A 23425-nucleotide genomic window follows, 5' to 3' on the forward strand; every position below is an offset into this window, starting at 1 on the left:
CGGCTCAATGTTGAGCTTCGCTGTGCTCAGCACCAACCTACGGGGTATTCCAGTTCAACCTTGCAGTGGGTAACGCATCACTCCTCGCGGATCGAGAAGTTGGCCATGTGCTCCAGGCCCTTGATCAGGCCGGAGTGGTCCCAGTTGCTGCCACCCAGTGCGGCGCAGGTGCTGAACACCTGCTGGGCGTTGGCGGTGTTCGGCAGGTTCAGACCCAATTCGCGGGCGCCGGACAGGGCCAGGTTCAGGTCTTTCTGGTGCAGGCTGATGCGGAAGCCCGGATCGAAGGTGCCCTTGATCATACGCTCGCCATGGACTTCCAGAATCTTGGAGCCGGCGAAGCCACCCATCAGGGCTTCACGTACCTTGGCCGGGTCGGCGCCGTTCCTGGCGGCGAACAGCAGGGCTTCGGCAACGGCCTGGATGTTCAGCGCAACGATGATCTGGTTGGCCACCTTGGCGGTCTGGCCGTCGCCGTTGGCGCCGACGCGGGTGATGTTCTTGCCCATGGCCTGGAACAGCGGCAGCGCGCGTTCGAAGGCGTTCGGGCAGCCACCGACCATGATGCTCAGGGTCGCGGCCTTGGCACCGACTTCACCGCCGGATACCGGGGCGTCCAGGTACGCGGCGCCAGTCGCCTTGATCTTCTCGGCGAAGGTCTTGGTGGCGGTGGGGGAAATGGAGCTCATGTCGATCACCACCTTGCCGGCACCGACGCCCTCGACTACGCCTTCCTTGCGGAACAGCACGTCTTCGACCTGGGGGGTGTCGGGAACCATGATGATGATGAATTCGGCCTCCTGGGCAACCTCTTTCGGGTTGGCCAGGCCAATGCCGTTGTCGCCCAGCAGGTCAGCCGGGGCCTTGTCGAAGTGCTCGGAGAAGAGCAGGGTGTGGCCGGCCTTCTGGAGGTTCTGAGCCATGGGCTTGCCCATGATGCCGGTGCCGATGAATCCGATTTTTGCCATGGGGATCTCTCCTCAGATTGCGTTGTGCGTCTTCAGCCAGCCAAGGCCAGCAACGGTGGTGGTAGCCGGCTTGTATTCACAGCCGATCCAGCCCTGGTAGCCGATGCGGTCCAGGTGCTGGAAGAGGAAGCGGTAGTTGATCTCGCCAGTGCCCGGCTCGTTGCGGCCCGGGTTGTCGGCGAGCTGCACATGGTTGATCGCGGCGAGGTTGGACTCGACGGTGCGTGCCAGGTCTCCTTCCATGATCTGCATGTGGTAGATGTCGTACTGCAGGAACAGGTTGGCGCTGCCGACTTTCTCGCGGATGGCCAGGGCCTGCTTCGTGTTGTTCAGGTAGAAGCCGGGGATGTCGCGGATGTTGATGGCTTCCATCACCAGCTTGATGCCTGCGGCCTGGAGCTTCTCGGTGGCGAACTTGAGGTTCTCGACGAAGGTGCTCTCGATGGTGGCGCAGTCATGGCCTTGCGGGCGGATGCCGGCCAGGCAATTGATCTGGGTGTTGCCCAGTACCTTGGCGTAGGCGATGGCCTTGTCCACACCGGCGCGGAACTCTTCGATGCGATCAGGGTGGCAGGCGATGCCACGCTCGCCCTTGCCCCAGTCACCGGCCGGCAGGTTGAACAGCACCTGCTCCAGCTTGTTGGCGTCCAGGCGGGCGCGGATTTCCTCTACCGGGAAGTCGTAGGGGAAGAGGTATTCGACACCGCTGAATCCGGCTTCGGCGGCAGCGGCGAAACGGTCCAGGAAGTCCACTTCGGTGAACAGCATGGACAGGTTGGCGGCAAAACGGGGCATGAATGTCTCCTTCTTGTTCCCCTCTCCCTTTGGGAGAGGGGCTAGGGGTGAGGGCGGTATCCAATCGCTCGGACTTCCCCTCTCCCCCGGCCCCTCTCCCGCAAGCGGGAGAGGGGAGGTGAAGCCCCTCTCCTGCCACGAACAGGAGAGGGGAGTCGGTCAGTCCAGCAGCGAGATGGCGGTCGGCGCGTCGGCGCCACGCTGGGCCAGTTCCTCGAACTCGTTGACGGCGTTGATCTCGGTACCCATGGAGATGTTGGTGACACGCTCCAGGATGACTTCGACCACGACCGGTACGCGGAACTCTTCCATCAGTTGCTTGGCCTTGGCGAAAGCACCCTGCAGTTCGTTGGCGTCGAATACGCGGATCGCCTTGCAACCCAGGCCCTCGACCACTGCAACGTGGTCCACGCCGTAACCGTTGAGTTCCGGTGCGTTGACGTTCTCGAAGGACAGCTGCACGCAGAAGTCGATTTCGAAGCCGCGCTGCGCCTGGCGGATCAGGCCCAGGTAGGAGTTGTTCACCAGCACGTGGATGTAGGGCAGGTTGAACTGCGCGCCCACGGCCAGCTCTTCGATCATGAACTGGAAGTCATAGTCACCGGACAGTGCAACGACCGGACGGGTCGGGTCGGCCTTGACCACGCCCAGGGCTGCCGGAATGGTCCAGCCCAGCGGGCCCGCCTGGCCACAGTTGATCCAGTGGCGCGGCTTGTAGACGTGCAGGAACTGCGCGCCGGCAATCTGGGACAGGCCGATGGTGCTGACGTAGCAGGTGTCTTTGCCGAAGAATTCGTTCATCTCTTCGTACACGCGCTGCGGCTTGACCGGCACGTTGTCGAAGTGGGTCTTGCGCTGCAGGGTGCGCTTGCGCTCACGGCAGGACTCTGCCCAGGCGCTGCGGTCTTTCAGCTTGCCAGCGGCTTTCCACTCGCGGGCCACTTCCAGGAATGCATCCAGTGCGGAGCCGGCGTCGGAAACGATGCCCAGGTCCGGGGTGAACACGCGGCCGATCTGGGTCGGTTCGATGTCCACGTGGATGAAGCGGCGGCCCTGGGTGTAAACGTCGACGGAACCGGTGTGGCGGTTGGCCCAGCGGTTGCCGATACCGAATACCAGATCGGATTCCAGCAGGGTGGCGTTGCCGTAACGGTGCGAGGTCTGCAGACCGCACATGCCGGCCATCAGCGGATGGTCGTCAGGAATGGTGCCCCAGCCCATCAGGGTCGGGATGACCGGTACGCCGGTCAGTTCAGCGAACTCGACCAGCTTGGCAGAGGCGTCGGCATTGATGATGCCGCCACCGGCAACGAGCAACGGACGGTCAGCGTCGTTCAGCATGGCCAGGGCTTTCTCGGCCTGGATGCGGCTGGCGGAGGGCTTCTGTACCGACAGCGGCTGATAGGCGTCGATGTCGAATTCGATCTCGGCCATCTGCACGTCGAACGGCAGGTCGATCAGCACCGGACCAGGGCGGCCACTGCGCATTTCATAGAAGGCTTTCTGGAAGGCGTAGGGCACTTGGCCCGGCTCCAGCACGGTGGTTGCCCACTTGGTGACCGGCTTGACGATGCTGGTGATGTCGACAGCCTGGAAGTCTTCCTTGTGCAGACGTGCACGGGGAGCCTGGCCGGTGATGCAGAGAATCGGTATGGAGTCGGCGGAAGCCGAGTACAGGCCGGTGACCATGTCGGTGCCGGCAGGGCCGGAGGTGCCGATGCAGACGCCGATGTTGCCCGGGTTGGTGCGGGTGTAGCCCTCGGCCATGTGCGAGGCGCCTTCGACGTGACGGGCCAGTACATGGTCAACCCCGCCGATTTTGTTCAGGGCTGCGTACAGCGGGTTGATGGCGGCGCCGGGGATGCCGAACGCGGTGTCGATGCCTTCGCGGCGCATCACCAGGACGGCAGCCTCGATTGCTCTCATTTTGGCCATGTTTTGTGCCTCTTTCTTGTGAAAATTGTATACAAGCTACGTGGCTGGATTCTATTCAGCTGCTGACTGCAGGGTCAAGGCCATTTATGAGGCTAAAGGTCGCAGGGGTCGACTCTTTTAAAACGCCCGTTTCACGGGGCTCTCCATAGATGCTCAACACGCTGACGAAAACACTGTATACAAAAAATAATATGATTGTATCTATCTGTTGATTTTTTTGTGTTCGGTGGGATAGTGAGCTACAGCTTTCGGATGCGTCGCAGGACGGGCTGGAAAACGCCTGCATGACCATGGGAGTACGTCAGCCCTGGTCCAGACGACGCCGCACAAGGTTCAACCACTCACGAGGAACGCTTGAAATGACCACCCTGACCCTGGAAACCGCTGTGAGCATTTCCAACTACGCGCTGTCCGTTGGCCGGGACCTGCGTACTGCCCCGCTGACCATTGCCGTGCTGGATGCCGGCGGCCATCTGATCACCCTGCAGCGCCAGGACGGCGCCAGCATGCTTCGTCCTCAGATCGCCATCGGTAAGGCGTGGGGTGCAGTCGCGCTGGGCAAGGGCTCGCGCCTGATCGCCGCGGACGCTCAGCAGCGTCCGGCCTTCATCGGTGCGGTGAACAACCTGGCCGACGGCAACCTGGTGCCGGCGCCGGGCGGGGTGTTGATCCGTGATGGTCAGGGCGCCGTGATCGGCGCTATCGGCATCAGTGGCGATACCTCGGACATCGACGAACAGTGCGCGGTGAGTGCCGTGGAGGCGGCAGGCCTGAAAGCGGACGCTGGCGCGGCCTGATATTTCATGGGGGCTGCTGCGCAGCCCTCAGCTCGCCGGCGAGGCGAGCAGGCTTAGGCGCTTTTCGCCTGAGCCTTTTCCTCGACTTCGCAACCCTTGATCACCAGGCGGATGATGGTTTCCGCAGCGGCGTCATAGTCGGCGTCACTGAGGCTGGATTTGCCGGTAACGGTGGAAATCTGCCAGTCGAAGTCGGCGTAGGTCTGCGTGGCGGCCCAGATGCTGAACAGCAGGTGGTGGGGATCGACCCTGGCCATCAGGCCCTGGTCTATCCAGCGCTGAATGCACTCGATGTTGTGCTTGGCCTGCAGGTTCAGTTGTTCCGTCTGTTCCGGGGAAAGGTGCGGTGCACCGTGCATGATTTCGCTGGCGAACACCTTGGAGGCGTAGGGCAGGTCGCGGGAAATGCGGATCTTCGAGCGGATATAGGCCGTCAGCACCTCATGGGGATGGCCGGCCTGGTTGAAGGGCGTGGAAGCCTGCAACAGCGGCTCGACGATGCTCTCCAGTACTTCGCGATAGAGGTTCTCTTTCGACTTGAAGTAGTAATAGACGTTGGGCTTGGGCAGGCCAGCCTTGGCTGCGATGTCGCTCGTCTTGGTGGCGGCGAACCCTTTGTCGGCGAATTCCTCGCTGGCCGCGCGCAGGATCAGGTCTCTGTTGCGCTCGCGAATACTGCTCACATCGGCTCCTTCTTTGGCTCGCCCGGGCGCCTGGTAGGCCGGCCGGCGAGAGGTCGGGCATGGTATCACCCGCATCAAAGGGCTCTCAAGCGAGCCACTGGATGAATTTCCTGTATACAAAAAAATTCTATTCTGTTTCCATTCGGCATCCGTCCATGTCATCGGAGCCCTGTCCGATGCGTGTTGCGGCAGACGTTACCCATGCAAGACAACCACTTGCTCGACCCCTTCGGGCGTCGAATTTCCTATTTGCGCCTATCGGTCACCGACCGCTGCGACTTCCGGTGCACCTACTGCATGAGCGAGGACATGGTCTTCGCTCCCCGGGCGCAAATCCTCAGCCTCGAAGAACTCTATGCCGTCGCCGATGCCTTCATCGGCCTCGGGGTTACCCGTATCCGCATCACCGGCGGCGAGCCGCTGGTGCGCAAGGGCCTGACCTCTCTACTGACGCGCCTGGGGAAGCGTGAAGAGTTGGACGACCTGGCTATCACCAGCAACGGTTCCCAGCTCGAACACATGGCGACCGAATTGCGCGAGGCGGGCGTTACCCGTCTCAACATCAGCCTCGATTCACTGCAGCGCGATCGCTTCGCTGCCTTCACCCGCCGTGACCGCCTCGATCAGGTGCTGTCCGGAATCGATGCCGCGCGTGCCGCAGGTTTCCGCCGTATCAAACTGAACACGGTGGTGCAGAAAGGCCGCAATGACGATGAAGTGCAGGACCTGGTGGCTTTTGCCGTCGAGCGTGCTCTGGACATCAGCTTCATCGAGGAGATGCCCCTCGGCAGTGTTTCCAGCCATGAGCGCAAGGTCACCCTCTGTACTTCGGAGGAGGTGCGTGAGCGGGTCGAACGCCGTTTCCAGCTGCTGCCCAGCAGCTACCGGACCGGCGGGCCGTCCCGTTACTTTCAGGTGGTCGGCACTGAAACCCAGGTCGGTTTCATCTCCCCCCATAGCCGCAACTTCTGCGGTGACTGCAACCGTGTTCGCGTCACTGCCGAGGGCAAGCTGGTGCTATGCCTGGGCCACGAAGGTGCGTTGGATCTCAAGGCGCTGATCCGCCGCCATCCCGGTGACGGTGAGAGATTGCGGGCGGCGCTGATCGATGCGCTCAGGCTCAAGCCTGAGCGGCACTACTTTGAAGCCGATTCGCAGGTCCAGGTCATTCGTTTCATGAGTGCCACCGGCGGCTGACCGGAATCATTTCCTGAACTCAAAGCTGTACATACGCCTTGCGTAGGGTGCGCCGTGCGCACCGAAACTTTCCTGTCCCGTTATTGGTGCGCGTGGCGCACCCAACAAGGAGCCCCAATGGCCAAGACACTCTTGATCAAGAACGCCGACCTGCTGGTGACCATGGATGGTCAGCGCCGGGAAATCCGGCAAGGCGGGATGTTCATCGAGGACAATCGCATCGTGCAGGTGGGACCGAGCAGCGAGCTGCCGCAATCTGCTGACGAAGTGCTGGATATGACCGGCAAGATCGTCATTCCCGGCCTGGTCAACACGCACCATCACATGTACCAGAGTCTCACCCGTGTAGTGCCGGCGGCTCAGGATGGCGAGTTGTTCAACTGGCTGACCAACCTCTATCCGATCTGGGCACGCCTGACGCCGGAAATGATCCAGGTGTCCACCCAGACGGCCATGGCTGAGCTGATTCTTTCCGGCTGTACCACCTCCAGTGATCACCTCTACATCTACCCCAACGGCTGCAAGCTGGATGACAGCATCCATGCTGCTGGCGAGATAGGCATGCGCTTCCACGCGGCGCGCGGCAGCATGAGCGTCGGCCGTAGCCAGGGTGGCCTGCCGCCGGACTCGGTGGTGGAGAAAGAGGCGGACATTCTCAAGGAATCCCAGCGCCTGATTGAGGACTACCACGATGCGTCCCACGGTTCGATGCTGCGGGTGGTAGTGGCACCGTGCTCGCCGTTTTCGGTGAGCCGTGACCTGATGCGCGAAGCCGCCGTGCTGGCGCGTCAGTATGGCGTCTCCCTGCACACTCACCTGGCCGAGAACGTCAACGACATCGCCTACAGCCGCGAGAAGTTCGGCATGACCCCGGCCGAATACGCCGAAGACCTGGGCTGGGTGGGGCACGACGTCTGGCATGCCCACTGCGTGCAACTGGACGAGCACGGCATCGAGCTGTTCGCCCGTACCGGCACCGGCGTTGCCCACTGCCCGTGCTCGAACATGCGCCTGGCCTCGGGTATCGCACCCGTGCGCCGCATGCGCGATGCCGGCGTACCGGTGGGCTTGGGCGTGGACGGTTCGGCTTCCAACGATGGCGCCAGCATGATTGGCGAAGTGCGTCAGGCGCTGCTGCTGCAACGGGTCGGTTTCGGCCCGGATGCCATGACCGCCCGGGAAGCCCTGGAGATCGCCACCCTGGGCGGCGCCAAAGTGCTCAACCGTAACGACATCGGTGCCTTGGCTCCGGGTATGGCGGCCGACTTCGTCGCCTTCGACTTGAATCACATCGCCTATGCCGGCGCCCTGCACGACCCGCTGGCCGCGCTGGTGTTCTGCACCCCGACCCACGTTTCCACCAGCGTCATCAACGGCAAGGTGGTGGTGCGCGATGGCCATGTGGTCACCGTGGACCTGCCATGCGTGCTGGAGCGTCACAACCAGTTGGCGCGCCAACTGGTGTTGGGCGAGTAAATCGTCCGGTGGGGGCGGGGCGAGTAGCCCCGCTCCTTTCTGTTCGTGCTCAGATGAGAACAAGGAGGAGGTTATGAAGCCTCGGGTTTTCGGCTGGCTGGCTGCCGGCCTGTTGTCCGCGAATGGCGCCTTGGCGCAGACCTATGTGATAGGTGTCGAGAAACAGTCTTTCCAGCCCCACTACTGGATCAGCGAGCAGGGCGAGTACCAGGGCTTCGCCCGCGACCTCTTGGACCTGTTCGCGCGCGATGCCGGGCTGGACATCCAGTACCAGGCGCTGCCGGTCAACCAGCTCACACAGCACTTGCTCAACGGCAGCATCGACTTCAAGTACCCGGATAACGCCAATTGGGCCGGCGACTTGAAAGAAGGCAAGGGCATTGTCTACAGCTCGCCTGTGGTGCAGTACGTCGACGGTGTTCTGGTGGCACCCAAACACCAGGGCAAGAGCGTCGAGCAGCTTCAGCGGTTGGCAGTCGTGGAGGGCTGGACCCCCTGGAGTTATCAGGACCGCATCGACGCCGGCCAGACCCAGGTGGTGCGCAGCGGCGATCTGGGTCAGATGATCAAGCAGGCGATGAAGCAGCAGGCCGACGGCGCCTACTACAACGTCGTGGTCGCGACTTACTACCTGGACAACATCCGCGCGCGGCCCGGCGCCCTGGTGTTCGACCCGGACCTGCCGCATACCCGCGGTACCTTCAATCTCTCGAGTCTCAGGTATCCGGAACTGATCGCGCGTTTCGACCGCTTCCTTTCCGAGCACAGGCAGGAGGTCGATGCGCTCAAGGCGCGCTACCAGGTGGAGTCGAACCTGGATTCCGAGTACCTCGGCATGGAACAGTGGAAAGTCGACTTCCTCAAGCGACAGAAGGAAAAGGCCAATCCTTGAATCGAAAGGCCCAATCCAGAGCGCCGGCAGAGCAGGGAAGCGTTGCCGGGCTCGGAATTTTGTACACAATTTTGAAAGAAAGTGTTGTTGGCGATGTTTGCAGCGTGTATATAGTTCGAAAAATCCTGACCGCCAGATCAGCTTTTGAGATGACGTAACTACATGGGGTGTTCATCGGCACCCTGTAAGCCCATGACCGACAAAAAAAATAGGCAGGCTTGACCCATGAGTTCATTCAGCATGTCCGGGACGCAACCCGACTTCACCTACGACCTGGGCCGCCCATCCGGCGCCGGGGCGCCACTGTTCGATGTCTTCTCTCATCCGCCTGCAAGCTTCTCCGTACTGGCACTGGTCGCCGGACTGGGGCTGCAAGGTGAAGGCGCCTTCTTCGCCCGCCTGGCGGCGCTCCTCGCCGGGTTCGGCAGCCGTCCCGGCCTGATCAACTGACATCCGGCGCGCGACCCTCTCCAATCCCGAGTCCAGTTGAAGCCTGCCCCTGCCGTTGCCGGGGCGGGCTCCGGTTGGGTGCGGGACGGAAAAACCTGAAACCCACTACAACAAGGGAAAACCCATGAAAGCCAAGTATCTGCCGCACTGCCTTGCCCTCTCGACCGGTTTGCTCGGCGGCGGCCAGGCCATCGCCGGTGACCTGCTGTTCTGGCAGAACAACAGCCTGACCTACCTGTACGGCCAGAACTTCAAGATCAATCCGGAAATCCAGCAAACGGTGACCTTCGAGCACGCGGATGGCTGGAAGTACGGCGATAACTTCTTCTTCCTGGACAAGATCTTCTACAACGGCGATGAGGATGCCCTGGTGGGTAGCAACACCTACTACGGTGAGTTCCAGCCGCGCCTGTCGCTCGGCAAGATCTTCGACCAGAAGATCCAGTTCGGTCCGGTGACCGACGTGCTGCTGGCCATGACCTACGAGTTCGGCGAAGGCGACGTCGAGTCCTACCTGATCGGTCCAGGCTTCGACCTGGCCATTCCCGGCTTCGATTTCTTCCAGGTCAACTTCTACAACCGCACGACCGACGGCAGCCGCCCAGGCGACAACGTCTGGCAGATCACACCGGTGTGGAGCTACACCATTCCGGTGGGCAATTCCGACATCCTGATCGACGGTTTCATGGACTGGGTGGTGGACAACGACGAGAACAGCCGTGGCACCTACCACGCCAACCTGCACTTCAACCCGCAGGTCAAGTACGACCTGGGCAAGGCCATGGGCTGGGGTGAAAAGCAGCTCTATGTCGGTTTCGAGTACGACTACTGGAAGGATAAGTACGGCGTCGACAGCGAGAGCTTCCTCGGTGAGGAAATCCTCGACGGCACCAACCAGAATACGGCCAGCCTGCTGGTCAAGGTGCACTTCTGATCCCATCGGGGAAAAAGACCGGGGGAAGGCGCAGTGCGCCTTCCCTGCGGTGACAAGGGGAGATGGAACATGTCGCCAGCTCTTGTAGAAGGAGCGAATTCATTCGCGAAGCAGGCCGAAGGCCTGCCTTTCGTGCTCAGGCGATCGCGAATGAATTCGCTCCCACAGGCGGGCTTGTCGTCAACCTCAGAACGTGAATTCCAGGTTCACCGTCGGCGTCGAGGTGCGACTGCCACGGCCGCCGTCGACGCCGAACTTGTTGTGCCAGTACTCGTAGCCGACACCCAGCCACAGGTTCGGTTTGCGCTTGGCGCCAGGCATGGCGGCGACCATGAGCGACGTGCGCATCAGCGTTTCCGGCGCGGTGTCCTTGTCGAAGTAGTCCTCACCCTTCTCGCCAACATGGTTCACGAAGCCCTGGAACTTGGCGTCGTGATCGCCGAGCTGGAAGGGCTTGAGCCAGGTCAGGTTGACCATGTAGGTGGCGTCGAAGGTGTGGTCCGGGTGCTTGGCACTGGGGATACCCGAGTGGTTTTTCTCGCGGTAGTACATCAGGCTCAGGTCAAACACACCGGCGCCGTTGAACTTGAGCGTCGGGCCGAACACCAGGGCGCGCTTCTTGGCCGAGGCCAGGTTGTTGTTGCGGCTGGCGTCGAAACCGAAGGTGAAGGCGTAGTCCTTGATCAGGCCGGTGCCCAGTGGCTGGTCGAACACCCGCGAGGCGAACAGTTGGTGGCGGTAGACCGCGTAGACCTCGCTGCCCCCGTGGTCGGTGCCTTTGCGCGGGTCACGGCTATCGGAGAGGAACACATCGAGGTTGAAGTAGTTGCTGCCGTAGCGGTAGCCATCCGCGTGGGTGAAGCTGTAGGTGCGCTTGGCGAATTTGTTCGGGTTGTTCGGGTTGGTGTACTGCTGGCCATAGCGGAAGCCAACGCTGTTGTTCATCCACTCGAAGACCTTGCCGTCCTCGGCGGCGAAGCTGGTCGGGCCGGTGGCCATCAAGGCGGCGCCAAGCGCCAGGCTGGTGTAACGACGCATTCGGGTACTCCTTCTTTTTGTTGTTGAGCTGAAAACGGAAATGACCTGTCCTGAACGGCAGCGCGCGAAGGCGGCCGTCATCGGGTTCGGGGTTAAAAGAGCCCGCCGGGTAGGCGGGCTGTGGAGTTCCGGCGGTACCTCATGGGGGCCGCCGGATGGGAGCAAACTCAGTGCACGGCGCAGTGCCGGCTGCGGTCCTTCTCACCTAGGATGTTGAACAGCAGGTTCAGCGTGAGGGCACTGACAGTGGCCATGGCGATGCCGCTGTGGGTGATGGGCTCCATCCAGTGGGGAAGCTGTGCGAAGAGCTCGGGACGTACCACCGGTGCCATGCCCATGCCCATGCTGACGGCGACCAGCAACTGGTTGCGGCGGTCGCTGATGTCGGCCTCGTGGAGGATCTTGATACCGGTGGCGGCCACCATGCCAAACATCGCCAGCCCCGCTCCGCCCAGCACCGCCGGCGGGATCGAGGCCACCAGGAAGGCGGCTTTCGGCAGCAGACTCAGACCGATCAGGAAGGCCCCTGCGGCGACTGTCACATAGCGACTGCGCACACCGGTCATCTGCACCAGACCAATGTTCTGGGCGAAGGACGAATGGGTGAAGGTGTTGAAGAAGCCTGCCAGGAAAGACGCGCCGGCGTCGCACATCAGGCCACGGCGCAGGGCGTTGGGGCAGACTTCGCGGCCGGTGATCTTGCCCAGGGCCAGGAACATGCCGGTGGACTCGACGAAGATGATCACCACCACCAGGCACATCGAGAGCACGGAGGCGAGTTCGAACTTCGGCATGCCGAAATGCATGGGCTCCACGATCTGGAACCAGGGGGTTTCGTCCAGGCCGTTGAGGTCGACCATCCCGCTGGCGCCAGCGAGGGCGTAGCCCAGGGCCATGCCGACGAGCACCGAGACGTTGACCCAGAAGCCCTTGAGGAAGCGGTTCACCAGCAGGATCGTACCCAGCACCAGCGCCGCGATGGACAGGTACTCCAGCCCGCCGAACTGAGGGGCCATGTTGCCGCCGCCTGCCCAGTTGACCGCAACCGGGAAGAGGGTGAGGCCGATGGAGGTGATCACGGTTCCGGTCACCAGCGGCGGGAAGAAGCGCACGATGCGCGACATGAAGGGCGCGATCAGCAAGCCGAAGAATCCGGCGGCGATGGTGGCGCCGAAGATGCCCTGGATACCAACGCCGGGCATCCCGGCCATGACCACCATGCTGCCGACGGCAGCGAAGCTGGCACCCATCATCACCGGCATGCGGATGCCCACCGGGCCGATGCCGATGGACTGCACGATGGTAGCGATGCCGGCGACCAGCAGGTCAGCATTGATCAGGAACGCGATTTCTTCACGGGACAGGCCGGCGGCCTGGCCGACGATCAGGGGTACGGCAACGGCGCCACCGTACATAAGCAGGACATGCTGGAAGCCGACAAGCAGCAGTTGCATCAGGGGCAGGCGCTGGTCAGCGGGCGAAAGGGCGATTTCTCGCTCTGTCGGAGTGGTCATGCAACACCTCGGGCGCTTTTGTTCTTGTAAGTCGCTTGGCAATGCTGCACCTCGTGGGTGCGGCTTGCCGGGTATTCATGTTGCTGGCCGGGTGGGTGGCACTCGGCCGGGGTACTGCCAGAAAAAAAGCCTGCCTGGTGGGGCAGGCTTGAAACGCGGGCGGTGCTTGGGGTCACCGCCCGCCGTGGTCTTGCGGGTGCGGCTGGCGCTTAGTTGGTCTTGGCGCCCTGGGCAATCCAGCGGCCGATCAGGTCACGTTCTTCCTGGGTCATCTGAGTGATGTTGCCCAGCGGCATGATCTGGCTGGCGACAGCCTGGGCCTGGATCTTCGGTGCGAGCATCTGGATCTGTTGCGGGGTGTCGAGCATCACGCCGCCCGGCGCCGAGGTGAACATCGGGCTGGTGGGTTTGGCGGAGTGGCAGACGGCGCAGCGTTCCTTGATGACGTCGTGGACCTTGTCGAAGTTGCCGCCAGTGGCACTGGCCTGGGCCGGAGCTGCAGCCGGTTGTGCCGGAGCAGCAGCCTGCGGCTTGCTCTCGCCGGCTGCCGGGGCAGCGGCGGAAGTCGCGTGTTCCTGGCGGGCAGGCTCAACGGCCACGCTCGGTTCGGCGGCCTTGTAGTTCGGAGCAGTGACGAACGCCAGGCAGATCATGCCGAGGGCACCGGCCGGCAGGGTCCAGGCGAACTTGTTGCTGTCGTGGCGGGTGTTGAAGTAGTGGCGCACCAGTACCGCGAGTACCGCGATCCCGGCCAGGATCAGCCAGTTGTACTGGCTACCGTAGGTGCTCGGGAAGTGGTTGCTGATCATGATGAACAGCACCGGCAGGGTGAAGTAGTTGTTGTGGCGCGAACGCAGCAGACCCTTGGCCGGCAGGATCGGGTCCGGGGTGCGGTTCTCTTCGATGGCCTTAACCAGGGCACGCTGCGCCGGCATGATGATGCGGAATACGTTGCCGACCATGATGGTGCCGATCAGGGCGCCGACATGGATGTAGGAACCACGGCCGCTGAACACATGGGTGAAGCCCCAGGCAGCGCCGACGATCAGCACGAACAACACCAGGCCCAGCAGGGCGGGGGTCTTGCCCAGCGGCGAGTCGCAGAGGAAGTCGTAGATGAACCAGCCGGCAACCAGCGAGCCGATGCCGATGGCGACGGCGGCGGCCGGGGCGATGTCCACGCCGGGCGCGATCAGGTACAGGGTCGGGTTCAGGTAGAACACCACGGCCAGCAGGGCGACGCCCGATAACCAGGTGAAATAGGCTTCCCATTTGAACCAGTGCAGGTTGTCCGGCATTTTCGGCGGAGCGAGCTTGTACTTCTCCAGGTGGTAGATACCGCCACCGTGGATGGCCCAAAGGTCACCCGACAGCCCGTCGCGCGGATTGGCGCGGTTGAGGTTGTTCTCCAGCCAGACGAAATAGAAGGATGCGCCGATCCAGGCGACACCGGTGATCATGTGAACCCAGCGAATGCTAAGGTTCAGCCATTCGGTCAGATGTGCTTCCACAATGTTTACCTCTTTCCCGCCGACCGGCACGCCGATCGTTGGGCTTCTCTTATTAGTGGTGGGGGTCGAGGAGGAGCTGTTCGTCCTCGGTGAAGAAATGCTCGTCGCAGTTGTTGCCGGAACCGCTGCGATCAACCACCAGGAAGTCATCCCGCTTTTCGATCGTCAGCACCGGGTGGTGCCAGACGCCGCGATGGTAATTAACGCCCTGCCTGCCATTGGATAGGAAGGCACGGACCAAACCCGGTACAGGTACATCGCCAATTGGCGCGACCACGACCAGAAAGGAGTTGCCGAGCAGCGGAATGAAGGCCTGGCTGCCCTGCGGATGTCGTTCCAGCATGCGGATGCGCAAGGGCATCTCAAGGGATTCGGCGCTGAAGATGCTGATGATTGCCTTGTCGTCCGGCTGGGCGGTCTCGACCGTCGCCAGCTTGTGATAACGGCGGGTGGAGCCGTTGTTGATCATGAAGTACTCGCTGCCGTCGGTTTCGATCACATCTCCGAATGGGGCGAAGGCTTCTTTGGTCAGGGGCTCGATCTTCAGGGTTCGCATGGCTGTTCTACTTGTTCGTTGCTGGTTCCCATCCCGCAAGCGGGAGAGGGGCCGGGCGGGGGAGGCGGTCATTCCATCCTCCCCCCTGGCTCTCCGATTCGGCGAAGAGCCGATGGGCGGGCCGTGGCCCGTCCGGTCTTGAATGGGGGCGATGCGGCTGCGGCTTACATTTGCTGCAGACGGAACAGCGCGATCTTGTTGATCTCGGCCAGCGCCCTGGTGAATTCGGCTTCGGGGGAGTTGTGGATTCGCTCCTCGAAGGCCGCCAGGATCTGGTGCCGGTTGCTGCCTTTCACCGCCATGATGAAGGGAAACCCGAACTTGGCCTTGTAGGCGTCGTTCAGTTCGGTGAAGCGCGCGAACTCTTCAGCCGTGCACGCGTGGATGCCCGCACCGGCTTGTTCGCTGGTGCTGGCTTCGGTCAGCTCGCCACGCACCGCAGCTTTGCCTGCGAGGTCCGGGTGAGCGTTGATCAGCGCCAGCTGGGCTTCATGGCTGGCGCTGAGCAACAGGTCGGCCATGCGTTGGTGCAGGCCATCGATTTCATCAATGCTGACGTCCTGGCCGAGGTCAAAAGCCTTCTCGGCTACCCAGGGCGAATGTTCGTAGATGTCGGCGAAGACGTTGACAAAAGCATCGCGGGACAGCGTGGACGGGGTCAGGGTCTGAAAGCGGCTCATTTCGCTTGCTCTTTGAAAGGGTGGGTGGCGTGCCAGTGACGGGCGATGTCTGCGCGGCGGGCGAACCAAACTTTTTCATGGCCCTTCACGTATTCGATGAAGCGCGCCAGGGAGGCGAGGCGAGCCGGACGGCCCAGCAGGCGGCAGTGCATGCCGATGGAGAGCATCTTCGGCGCGCCAGCGGCGCCTTCGGCGTAGAGCACGTCGAAGGCGTCCTTGAGGTACTCGAAGAAGTCATCGCCCTTGTTGAAGCCCTGCACCTGGGTGAAGCGCATGTCGTTGGTGTCCAGGGTGTAGGGGATGACCAGGTGCGGTCTTTGCGCGGTGCTGGCAGCGTCCCAGTAGGGCAGGTCGTCGTCGTAGGTGTCGGAGTCGTAGAGGAAGCCGCCTTCTTCCATCACCAGGCGACGGGTGTTCGGGCCGGTACGCCCGGTGTACCAGCCCACTGGGCGTTCGCCGGTCAGTTCGGTGAGGATGCGGATGGCCTCGAGCATGTGCTCGCGCTCCTGCGCCTCGTCCATGTACTGGTAGTCAATCCAGCGGTAGCCGTGGCTGCAAATCTCGTGACCGGCCTCGACCATGGCGCGGATCACATCCGGATGACGCTGGGCGGCCATGGCGACGGCGAAGATGGTCAGCGGGATGTCGTGCTGCTTGAACAGGTTCAGCAGGCGCCAGACGCCGACGCGGCTGCCGTACTCGTAAAGAGATTCCATACTCATGTTGCGCGCGCCCTGCAGCGGTTGGGCGGCCACCATCTCGGACAGGAAGGCTTCGGATTCCTTGTCGCCATGAAGCACATTGCGTTCGCCGCCTTCCTCGTAGTTGAGGACAAAGGACAGGGCGATTCGGGAATCACCCGGCCAGTGCGGATGGGGAGGGTTGTTGCCGTAACCGATCAGGTCGCGTGGGTACTCAGCGCTCACTGCAGTCTTCCTTCTCGTCTGTTGGATCGATCAGCGACAGCCCGGGAAGTGGTGCGCGACCGTGGATGGGGTGATTGTATACAAACTGCCGTGTGTTTTGTAAATCGAAAATTTGTTGAAATCGTCATCTTTGGATCAAGCAATAGACCTGCCTAACTGGTCAGGTGCTAAGGGCTAGATGCTTGACTGCTGGCCGATGCAGGCAAATCCGGATGTTACGTGGGCTTGCGGTGAGCTAGCGGGATTGGTCGGCGTGATTGTGTACAATTTTTTGGTTTTATGTCTTACATTGGTGTTGTCGCGTGTTATTCTGCGCACAGTACCGGGGCCTAGGCCCTGACCACGCACCGATATGAACAAGCAGAGGAGGTGTGGCGTTTCGATCGCGGCCCGCACAGCGGCCCGAAGGACGCCCAGCGAGCAATGGGACGTTTGACTACGCATGTACTGGATGCCGCCCACGGCTGCCCCGGCCGTGACATCAAGATCGAGCTCTACCGCGTGGAAGGCGCGGGCCTTGAGCTGGTTGCCACCGCCACCACCAACGACGACGGTCGCTGCGATGCGCCGCTGCTGCAGGGCGCTGACTACCAGAGCGGCGTCTATCAGATCCATTTCCACGCCGGCGACTACTACCGCGCTCGCGGCGTGAAGCTGAACGAGCCCGCATTCCTGGATGTGGTGGTACTGCGCTTCGGTATCTCTGCAGAGCAGGATCACTACCACGTGCCGCTGCTGATTTCCCCCTACAGCTACTCCACCTATCGCGGTAGCTAGCTTCCGATTCTCGTTACCCTCGACTCAACGAGTCTTCATAGCCCGTTCACACTGCGGGCTTTTTTTTGTCCACAGGAAAGTGCCGGGGCGGAAAAAAGAAGCCCGGCGCGAGGCCGGGCTGAAACGCATCACGGGGAGATGCGCAAGGGATTGAGGCAAACCGCAAGACAAAGCCTGTGCGCCAGCCCGAGGGGCTGTGCAGGTGCATGGGGTGGCGGTCGGATTAGGGAAGAGTCTAGGCGCCAATCGCGATTTCGCCGGCCAGTGGTCGGAAATCGATTGGGTCTGTCGCTGCCAGGTAACGTGGCGGCCCCGTGACGCGGCCTGGATGCGTCGGAGGATACGATTATCAACCCGTTACCCATGTCCCCCGACAGGCATTACCTATCTGTCCCGGCTGAGCGCTATGCGCCCCGGTTCGGCGTCAGATGAGGCACGGTCGCTCCCACAGGCAGATGGCCGGCTCTTGTAGGTTGTGCCTGAGCTCCGCGAAGCCCAACGCGCAGCCTGACTGGGAATCGTTGGGTTTCGCTCCGCTCGCGGATCGCCGCCCGACCCAACCTGCGGGACCGCAATAATCCTGCTGGTTCGCTGGCTCGAATCGTCACAGGCAGAGTCGGTGACTCATGACCACGTTCCAGGAACGTGGTTTTCCAGGTTCAAAAGAAAAGGCCCTGACGCAGTGCGGCAGGGCCCGGTATTACGGTGTTCCCGCTTACAGGAAGATGAACTTGGCTACGAAGATGGCGCACAGTGCGTAAAGGCTTACCGACACATCCTTGTATTTGCCGGTGAAGGCTTTCATCGCCACATAGGTCACGAAGCCCAGGGCAATACCGTCGGCGACCGAGAAGGTCAGCGGCATCATGATGACGGTGACGATGGCCGGGATGGTTTCGGTGTGCTCTTTCCAGTCGATGTGGGCCATGCCGCCCATCATCAGCATCGCAACGTAGATCAGCGCGCCTGCGGTGGCGTAGGCAGGGATCATGCCGGCCAGCGGGGCGAAGAACATTGCGGCGATGAACAGGATGCCCACGGTAACCGCGGTCAGGCCGGTACGGCCGCCAGCAGCCACGCCCGCGGCGCTTTCCACGTAACTGGTCACCGGCGGTACGCCGAGCACGCCACCGAACACGCTGGAAGCGCTATCGGCCTTCATCGCCTTGGACAGGTTCTCAATACGGCCATCTTCCTGTACCAGGTTGGCACGTTGGGCGACGCCCATCAGGGTGCCGGCGGTGTCGAACATGTGCACGAAGAGGAAGGCCAGGATCACGCTGACCATGGTCACGTCGAAGGCGCCGGTAATGTCCATGGCCATGAAGGTCGGGGCGAGGCTCGGGGGCATGGAGAACACGCCACCGAACTTGACGATGCCCAGGCCTACGCCGATCAGGGTAACGGTCAGGATACTGATCAGGATGCCGCCGAAGATACGGCGGTACTCCAGCACCGCGATCATCAGGAAGCAGATGGCGGCCAGCAGCGGACCGGGGGAGGTCAGGTCACCGATGTGCACCAGCGTGGCCGGGTGGGCAACGACGATGCCTGCAGTCTTCAGGCCGATCAGCCCGAGGAACAGCCCGACTCCCGCGCCCATGGCGAAGCGCAGGCTGCTGGGAATGCTGTTGAGCAGCCATTCTCGAATGCGCGAGAAGGTCAGGATCATGAACAGCACGCCGGAGAGGAACACCGCGCCAAGCGCGATCTGCCAACTGTAGCCCATGGTATTGACCACGGTGTAGGTGAAGAAGGCGTTCAGGCCCATGCCCGGAGCGAGGCCGACCGGCCAGTTGGCATAGAGACCCATGAGGAGGCAGCCGAAGGCTGCAGCAAGGCAGGTTGCAACGAAGGCTGCGCCATGATCGATCCCGGCATCGGCCATGATGTTCGGGTTGACGAAGATGATGTAGGCCATGGTGATGAAGGTGGTCAGCCCTGCAGCCAGTTCGGTCTTCACGGTGGTGCCGTGAAGGCTCAGCTTGAAGAGACGCTCAAGCAGACCGTTGGCGGGGGGGGTTGTGGCGTACGTTCCTTGTTCTTGTTGTTTGATGCTTTCCACAGCGTGGTACTCCTCATCTCTTTTGTTTTGTTCACCCAGAGCCTGGAGAGGGCTCCGGACTGACTGAGGCGGATGGCGTGAGTGGTGCGCTTCCTCCAATACTTGACCGCAGGGTCAGGAAGTTCACGGCGCGATTATGCCTTTGTATACAAAAAAAACAAATAATGTTTTCAATGTTCGAAAAAGCGCACCAATCAGCAAAAGCTGATCACGGGGGCAGGAATTGCTTGGACAATTCGCACGCTAATGGAATTGGTAAGTTCATAAAAAACAATGAGTTAGGAATTTACAGGAAATCGAGCGCGCGGTCGGAGGAGGGAGGCAAAGCACGGAATGGCACTGTAATAGCCGGGCTTATGACAAAAAAATGTAGGGAATCCGCTGTTTTGTCGTGTCAACGCTGCCCGGAAAGCGATGGTAGGGAAGTGACGGAAAAACCTGCGCAACTGGTCAGGAATGGGGTTGGAGCTGCGGCGAAACTGTTCAAGGCAAGATGATTGTGTACAATATCACTCGCTTTTCCCCTGATTATCCTTGCTGACAAACAGCGCTCAGCCCGGTGGAAAGGGGCAAAAAGGGCCCTGGAAGACCGCTGAACCCCACTGACGCGAGCACCCATGAACGAACAGTTGCAGCCTCTCAAGAAGCAGCCGCGCACCGCCAAAAGCACCCGCAGCGGCACGCAGGACGACGTCGTCTATGCACATATTTTCGATGCCATTCTCGAGCAGCGTTTGGCTCCCGGCACCAAGTTGAGCGAGGAGGCCCTGGGCGAGATTTTCGGCGTCAGCCGTACCATCATCCGCCGTGCCCTGTCGCGCCTCGCCCATGAGGGTGTGGTGCTGCTCAGACCGAATCGCGGTGCCGTGGTCGCCAGCCCGAGTGTCGAGGAAGCCCGTCAGATCTTCTACGCACGTCGCCTGGTGGAACGCGCCATTACCGAGCTGGCAGTGGAACACGCCACCGCCGAGCAGTTGCAGGAATTGCGGCAGATGGTCAATGAGGAGCAGGCGTGCTTCTCGCGCGGCGATCGCGGTGCGGGTATCCGCCTTTCCGGCGAATTCCACCTGAAGCTCGCCGAAGCGGCGAAGAACTCTCCGCTCGTCAGCTTCCAGCGCAGCCTGGTGTCGCAGACATCCCTCATCATTGCCCAGTACGAAAGCGGGAGCCGCTCTCACTGTTCCTTTGATGAACACAACCGCCTGATCGACGCCATCGAGTCCCGTGACGTCGAGCGCGCGGTGATGCTGATGATGCATCACATGGACCATATCGACGACAAGCTGAACCTGGACGAAGGCGGTGCGTCGGACGACCTGCATGCGGTGTTCTCGCACCTGCTGCAGACCAAGAAGAAGCCCGGTCGCGGCACTCCCCGCAGCGCCTGATCCGGCTCAACAAGAAGCCCCGCTGATGCGGGGCTTCTTGTTTTTGGGGGGGGCGGGGCGGGCAATGAAATTGTGGGGGAGAATTCATTTGAACCTGGGAAACCACGTCCTGAGGACATGGTCATGAGTCACCGGCGCTGCCTGTGACGATTCGAGTCAGCGAACCAGCAGGATGACGCCGGTCCCGTAGGGTGCGCCGCGCGCACCGGGAGACAGACTCGGTGTCGTAACCATCGCCTCGGTGCGCATGGCGCACCCTACTTCTGGGCACGGTGGCGGAGATCAGCCGGGTGCTGCGTATGAGGATGGCCCCCCTGTAGGGGGGCAAACACAAGTCCACGTTCCACGAACGTGGATCTTTACTCGCCTTGCTTCCAGGGTCGTGCCCTCACGTTGGGCTTCGTTCCTCAGCACCAACCTTCTACGGCAGGCCTTCGGCCTGCATTGCGAATGAATTCGCCCCCACAGGAAGGGGAATGCAGCCCGGAAGCCCAAAAGAAAACCCCGCCGGGGCGGGGGTCTCTCATTGCGCCGTCACTCAGCCGCGCTGATGCACGCTGCTGCCGGCGGCGAAGGTTTCCTTCACCGTGCGGTCGTCGCCGAGGATGGTCAGGGCGAACAGTTTTTCCTCTAGGTTGCGTGCCTGCTGCAGGCGGTAGTCGAGCAGCGGGGTGGCCTTGTAGTCGAGTACCACGAAGTCCGCATCCTTGCCTGCCTGGAAGTTGCCGATCTTGTCATCCAGGTAGAGCGCGCGGGCGCCGCCCAGGGTGGCCAGGTAGAGCGACTTGAACGGATCGAGCTTCTTGCCTTGCAACTGCATCACTTTGTACGCCTCGTTCAGCGACTGCAGCTGGGAGAAGCTGGTGCCGGCACCAACGTCAGTGCCCAGGCCGACGCGAACGCCGTGTTCTTCCAGCTTCTGCAGGTCGAACAGGCCGCTGCCCAGGAACAGGTTGGAGGTGGGGCAGAACGCTACGGCCGAGCCGGTTTCCGCCAGGCGCTTGCACTCGTCATCGCAGAGGTGCACGCCGTGGGCGAACACCGAGCGCTGGCCGATCAGCTTGTAGTGGTCGTAGACGTCCAGGTAGCCCTTGCGCTCGGGGAACAGCTCCTTGACCCATTCAATCTCCTTGCGGTTCTCGGATAGGTGGGTGTGCATGTACAGGCCGGGGTATTCGGCGTACAGCTTGCCGGCCAGCTCCAGTTGCTCCGGCGTGCTGGTGGGAGCGAAGCGCGGGGTGACTGCGTAGTGCAGGCGGCCCTTGCCGTGCCAGCGCTCGATCAGCTCCTTGCTGTCGGCGTAGCCGGACTCGGCGGTATCGGTCAGGTAGTCCGGGGCGTTGCGGTCCATCAGCACCTTGCCGGCGATCATGCGCAGGTCCAGCGCCTGGGCGGCTTCGAAGAAGGCGTCCACGGACTCCTTGTGAACGGTGCCGAACACCAGGGCGGTGGTGGTGCCGTTGCGCAGGAGTTCCTTGAGGAAGATGCCGGCGACGTCGGCAGCATGGGCCTTGTCAGCGAACTGCTTCTCGGTGGGGAAGGTGTAAGTGTTCAGCCAGTCCAGCAACTGCTCGCCGTAGGAGGCGATCATGCCGGTCTGCGGGAAATGGATGTGGGTGTCGATGAAGCCGGGGGTGATCAGGGCATCACGGTACTCGCGCACCTCGACACCGGCGGCCAGGCCCGGCAGCAGGGACTTGGCGTCGCCCAGGGCCTTGATGCGGCCGTCTTCCACCACCAGCAGGCCGTCCTCGAAATACTGGTAGGACTGCTCGACGCCCACCAGGGCGGGGTCGGCGATGCTGTGCAGGATGGCGGAGCGGTAGGCGATTACGTGGCTGGTCATGTCAGTCTCGTCTTTCATGATTTCGCGGAGGGGGGCGTAGGTTGACGCTGAGCGGAGCGAAGCCCAACGTTGGGCTTCGCAGGCTCAGCGCCAACCTACATGGATATCAGGCCTGTTCCCGGCGCGAGGCGGGAATCAGCTTGGCGACCGTCTCGCCTTTCTTCACTTCCGTACCGAAGTTGGCGTTGTAGATGGCGACGACTTCGCCGGCGATGGAAATGGCGATCTCCATCGGCAACTTGCCTTTGACTTCGGCGATACCCATCGGGCAGCGCATACGTTGCACGGTTTCGGTGGCAAAACCGCGCTCGCGCAGCCGGTGCTCGAACTTGACGCGCTTGGTCTTTGAGCCGATCAGGCCGAAGTAGGCGAAGTCGTTGCGCTTCAGGATTTCGGCGGTCAGTTCCAGGTCCAGTTGGTGATTGTGGGTCATGACGATGAAGTAGCTGCCCTTGGGCATCTCGGCGATCTCGTCGATCACTTCTTCGTTGACCACCTTCTCCACGCCAGCCGGGATATGTTCCGGGAACTCGTTCTCCCGCGAGTCGATCCAGCGCACCTTGCAGGGGAGGCTGGCGAGCAGCGGGACCAGCGCGCGGCCGACGTGGCCGGCGCCGAACACGGCGATGTGCGCCTGGGGCTGGCCCATGGGCTCGAACAGCAGCACGGTCGCGCCGCCACAGCATTGGCCGAGGCTGGCGCCAAGGCTGAAGCGCTCCAGGCGGGTGTCCTGGGTGCGACTCTCGAGCATCTCGCGGGCGATCGCCATCGCCTTGAACTCGAGATGTCCGCCGCCGATGGTCTCGAAGATACGCTCAGCGGTTACCACCATCTTGGAGCCGGCATTACGCGGGGTAGAGCCGCGCTCTTCAATGATGGTGACCAGCACGCAGGGTTCACCGCGTTGCTGCAGGTCGGCGAGGGCGCTGATCCAACTCATTTGCTCAGTCTCCAGCTACGCAGTGGCCTGGTGGAACGTGACAGCCGCCAATCGTCC

Annotated in this window: 21 protein-coding genes; 8 read left to right on the forward strand and 13 right to left on the reverse strand. The window is 61.9% G+C overall.

Annotated features, from left to right (window positions below):
- Positions 1-77 precede the first annotated feature (77 nt).
- The 3 genes from THL1_RS09415 to gcl all read right to left on the reverse strand — a co-directional run bounded on the left by THL1_RS09415 (position 78) and on the right by gcl (position 3698).
- Positions 78-968 (reverse strand): 2-hydroxy-3-oxopropionate reductase, encoded by an 891-nt coding sequence (locus tag THL1_RS09415; protein ID WP_069083026.1) that lies wholly within the window; start codon positions 966-968, stop codon positions 78-80.
- 12 nt (positions 969-980) lie between these two features.
- Positions 981-1763, reverse strand: coding sequence for a hydroxypyruvate isomerase (gene hyi / locus THL1_RS09420; protein WP_069083027.1), 783 nt, complete (start codon positions 1761-1763; stop codon positions 981-983).
- A 159-nt stretch (positions 1764-1922) separates the two neighbouring features.
- The gene (gcl, locus tag THL1_RS09425; protein WP_069083028.1) at positions 1923-3698 is read right to left on the reverse strand and encodes a glyoxylate carboligase; all 1776 of its coding nucleotides are present in this window, start codon (positions 3696-3698) and stop codon (positions 1923-1925) included.
- 359 nt (positions 3699-4057) lie between these two features.
- On the opposite strand from gcl, the gene THL1_RS09430 reads away from it, so the two are divergent.
- Entirely contained in the window at positions 4058-4495 is a 438-nt protein-coding gene (locus tag THL1_RS09430; RefSeq protein WP_069083029.1) for a GlcG/HbpS family heme-binding protein, read from the forward strand.
- 53 nt (positions 4496-4548) lie between these two features.
- Here the strand turns inward: THL1_RS09430 and THL1_RS09435 are convergent, their stop codons facing one another.
- A complete protein-coding gene (locus THL1_RS09435) occupies positions 4549-5178 on the reverse strand; it encodes a TetR/AcrR family transcriptional regulator (protein ID WP_069083030.1) in 630 nt (209 codons plus the stop codon).
- 201 nt (positions 5179-5379) lie between these two features.
- Here THL1_RS09435 and moaA point away from each other — a divergent pair, with 201 nt between their 5' ends.
- The 5 genes from moaA (at position 5380) to THL1_RS09460 (ending at position 10127) form a co-directional block, all read left to right on the forward strand.
- Positions 5380-6375 carry a GTP 3',8-cyclase MoaA gene (gene moaA / locus THL1_RS09440; RefSeq protein ID WP_069083031.1) on the forward strand — a complete coding sequence of 332 codons (996 nt, stop codon included), beginning with the start codon at positions 5380-5382 and terminating at the stop codon, positions 6373-6375.
- A gap of 117 nt (positions 6376-6492) precedes the next feature.
- On the forward strand, positions 6493-7851 hold the full coding sequence (locus THL1_RS09445) for an 8-oxoguanine deaminase (protein ID WP_069083032.1): 1359 nt from the start codon (positions 6493-6495) through the stop codon (positions 7849-7851).
- 73 nt (positions 7852-7924) lie between these two features.
- The gene (locus THL1_RS09450; RefSeq protein ID WP_069083033.1) at positions 7925-8743 is read left to right on the forward strand and encodes a substrate-binding periplasmic protein; all 819 of its coding nucleotides are present in this window, start codon (positions 7925-7927) and stop codon (positions 8741-8743) included.
- A gap of 225 nt (positions 8744-8968) precedes the next feature.
- Entirely contained in the window at positions 8969-9193 is a 225-nt protein-coding gene (locus THL1_RS09455; protein WP_145928278.1) for a hypothetical protein, read from the forward strand.
- Between the two features lie 124 nt (positions 9194-9317).
- Complete coding sequence (locus THL1_RS09460; RefSeq protein ID WP_069083035.1) at positions 9318-10127, forward strand: outer membrane protein OmpK; 810 nt, start codon at positions 9318-9320, stop codon at positions 10125-10127.
- 186 nt (positions 10128-10313) lie between these two features.
- Here THL1_RS09460 and THL1_RS09465 read toward each other — a convergent pair whose 3' ends face one another.
- The 6 genes from THL1_RS09465 to puuE all read right to left on the reverse strand — a co-directional run bounded on the left by THL1_RS09465 (position 10314) and on the right by puuE (position 16352).
- Positions 10314-11126 carry a nucleoside-binding protein gene (locus THL1_RS09465; protein WP_069086462.1) on the reverse strand — a complete coding sequence of 271 codons (813 nt, stop codon included), beginning with the start codon at positions 11124-11126 and terminating at the stop codon, positions 10314-10316.
- Between the two features lie 206 nt (positions 11127-11332).
- Positions 11333-12679 carry a nucleobase:cation symporter-2 family protein gene (locus THL1_RS09470; RefSeq protein WP_069083036.1) on the reverse strand — a complete coding sequence of 449 codons (1347 nt, stop codon included), beginning with the start codon at positions 12677-12679 and terminating at the stop codon, positions 11333-11335.
- Positions 12680-12888: 209 nt separating this feature from the next.
- Positions 12889-14190, reverse strand: a complete 1302-nt coding sequence (locus THL1_RS09475; protein ID WP_069083037.1) for a urate hydroxylase PuuD — start codon at positions 14188-14190, stop codon at positions 12889-12891.
- A 52-nt stretch (positions 14191-14242) separates the two neighbouring features.
- The gene (locus tag THL1_RS09480) at positions 14243-14746 is read right to left on the reverse strand and encodes an ureidoglycolate lyase (RefSeq protein ID WP_069083038.1); all 504 of its coding nucleotides are present in this window, start codon (positions 14744-14746) and stop codon (positions 14243-14245) included.
- 164 nt (positions 14747-14910) lie between these two features.
- Positions 14911-15426 (reverse strand): 2-oxo-4-hydroxy-4-carboxy-5-ureidoimidazoline decarboxylase, encoded by a 516-nt coding sequence (uraD, locus tag THL1_RS09485; protein WP_069083039.1) that lies wholly within the window; start codon positions 15424-15426, stop codon positions 14911-14913.
- The gene (puuE, locus tag THL1_RS09490) at positions 15423-16352 is read right to left on the reverse strand and encodes an allantoinase PuuE (RefSeq protein WP_069083040.1); all 930 of its coding nucleotides are present in this window, start codon (positions 16350-16352) and stop codon (positions 15423-15425) included. Before puuE ends, uraD begins: the two co-directional genes overlap by 4 nt.
- 423 nt (positions 16353-16775) lie before the next feature.
- Between puuE and uraH the strand changes: the two genes are divergently transcribed.
- Positions 16776-17129: a hydroxyisourate hydrolase gene (gene uraH / locus THL1_RS09495; RefSeq protein WP_069083041.1), complete on the forward strand. Its 354-nt coding sequence runs from the start codon at positions 16776-16778 to the stop codon at positions 17127-17129.
- A 715-nt stretch (positions 17130-17844) separates the two neighbouring features.
- Here uraH and THL1_RS09500 read toward each other — a convergent pair.
- Positions 17845-19194, reverse strand: a complete 1350-nt coding sequence (locus THL1_RS09500) for an NCS2 family permease (protein ID WP_069083042.1) — start codon at positions 19192-19194, stop codon at positions 17845-17847.
- Positions 19195-19811: 617 nt separating this feature from the next.
- Here THL1_RS09500 and THL1_RS09505 point away from each other — a divergent pair.
- On the forward strand, positions 19812-20582 hold the full coding sequence (locus THL1_RS09505) for a GntR family transcriptional regulator (protein WP_069083043.1): 771 nt from the start codon (positions 19812-19814) through the stop codon (positions 20580-20582).
- 538 nt (positions 20583-21120) lie between these two features.
- Here the strand turns inward: THL1_RS09505 and guaD are convergent.
- Complete coding sequence (gene guaD / locus THL1_RS09510) at positions 21121-22428, reverse strand: guanine deaminase (protein ID WP_069083044.1); 1308 nt, start codon at positions 22426-22428, stop codon at positions 21121-21123.
- A gap of 106 nt (positions 22429-22534) precedes the next feature.
- A complete protein-coding gene (xdhC, locus tag THL1_RS09515; RefSeq protein ID WP_069083045.1) occupies positions 22535-23368 on the reverse strand; it encodes a xanthine dehydrogenase accessory protein XdhC in 834 nt (277 codons plus the stop codon).
- Between the last annotated feature and the right edge of the window lie 57 nt (positions 23369-23425).

Origin of the sequence: Pseudomonas sp. TCU-HL1, assembly GCF_001708505.1 — a bacterium.
Taxonomy (GTDB): domain Bacteria; phylum Pseudomonadota; class Gammaproteobacteria; order Pseudomonadales; family Pseudomonadaceae; genus Metapseudomonas.

Coding starts and splice junctions, on each gene's coding strand:
- THL1_RS09415 (WP_069083026.1), bottom strand. CDS start 968: ATGGCAAAAATCGGATTCATCGGCACCGGCATCATGGGCAAGCCCATG.
- hyi (WP_069083027.1), bottom strand. CDS start 1,763: ATGCCCCGTTTTGCCGCCAACCTGTCCATGCTGTTCACCGAAGTGGAC.
- gcl (WP_069083028.1), bottom strand. CDS start 3,698: ATGGCCAAAATGAGAGCAATCGAGGCTGCCGTCCTGGTGATGCGCCGC.
- THL1_RS09430 (WP_069083029.1), top strand. CDS start 4,058: ATGACCACCCTGACCCTGGAAACCGCTGTGAGCATTTCCAACTACGCG.
- moaA (WP_069083031.1), top strand. CDS start 5,380: ATGCAAGACAACCACTTGCTCGACCCCTTCGGGCGTCGAATTTCCTAT.
- THL1_RS09445 (WP_069083032.1), top strand. CDS start 6,493: ATGGCCAAGACACTCTTGATCAAGAACGCCGACCTGCTGGTGACCATG.
- THL1_RS09450 (WP_069083033.1), top strand. CDS start 7,925: ATGAAGCCTCGGGTTTTCGGCTGGCTGGCTGCCGGCCTGTTGTCCGCG.
- THL1_RS09455 (WP_145928278.1), top strand. CDS start 8,969: ATGAGTTCATTCAGCATGTCCGGGACGCAACCCGACTTCACCTACGAC.
- THL1_RS09460 (WP_069083035.1), top strand. CDS start 9,318: ATGAAAGCCAAGTATCTGCCGCACTGCCTTGCCCTCTCGACCGGTTTG.
- THL1_RS09465 (WP_069086462.1), bottom strand. CDS start 11,126: ATGGCCACCGGCCCGACCAGCTTCGCCGCCGAGGACGGCAAGGTCTTC.
- THL1_RS09470 (WP_069083036.1), bottom strand. CDS start 12,679: ATGACCACTCCGACAGAGCGAGAAATCGCCCTTTCGCCCGCTGACCAG.
- THL1_RS09480 (WP_069083038.1), bottom strand. CDS start 14,746: ATGCGAACCCTGAAGATCGAGCCCCTGACCAAAGAAGCCTTCGCCCCA.
- uraD (WP_069083039.1), bottom strand. CDS start 15,426: ATGAGCCGCTTTCAGACCCTGACCCCGTCCACGCTGTCCCGCGATGCT.
- uraH (WP_069083041.1), top strand. CDS start 16,776: ATGGGACGTTTGACTACGCATGTACTGGATGCCGCCCACGGCTGCCCC.
- THL1_RS09505 (WP_069083043.1), top strand. CDS start 19,812: ATGAACGAACAGTTGCAGCCTCTCAAGAAGCAGCCGCGCACCGCCAAA.
- guaD (WP_069083044.1), bottom strand. CDS start 22,428: ATGACCAGCCACGTAATCGCCTACCGCTCCGCCATCCTGCACAGCATC.
- xdhC (WP_069083045.1), bottom strand. CDS start 23,368: ATGAGTTGGATCAGCGCCCTCGCCGACCTGCAGCAACGCGGTGAACCC.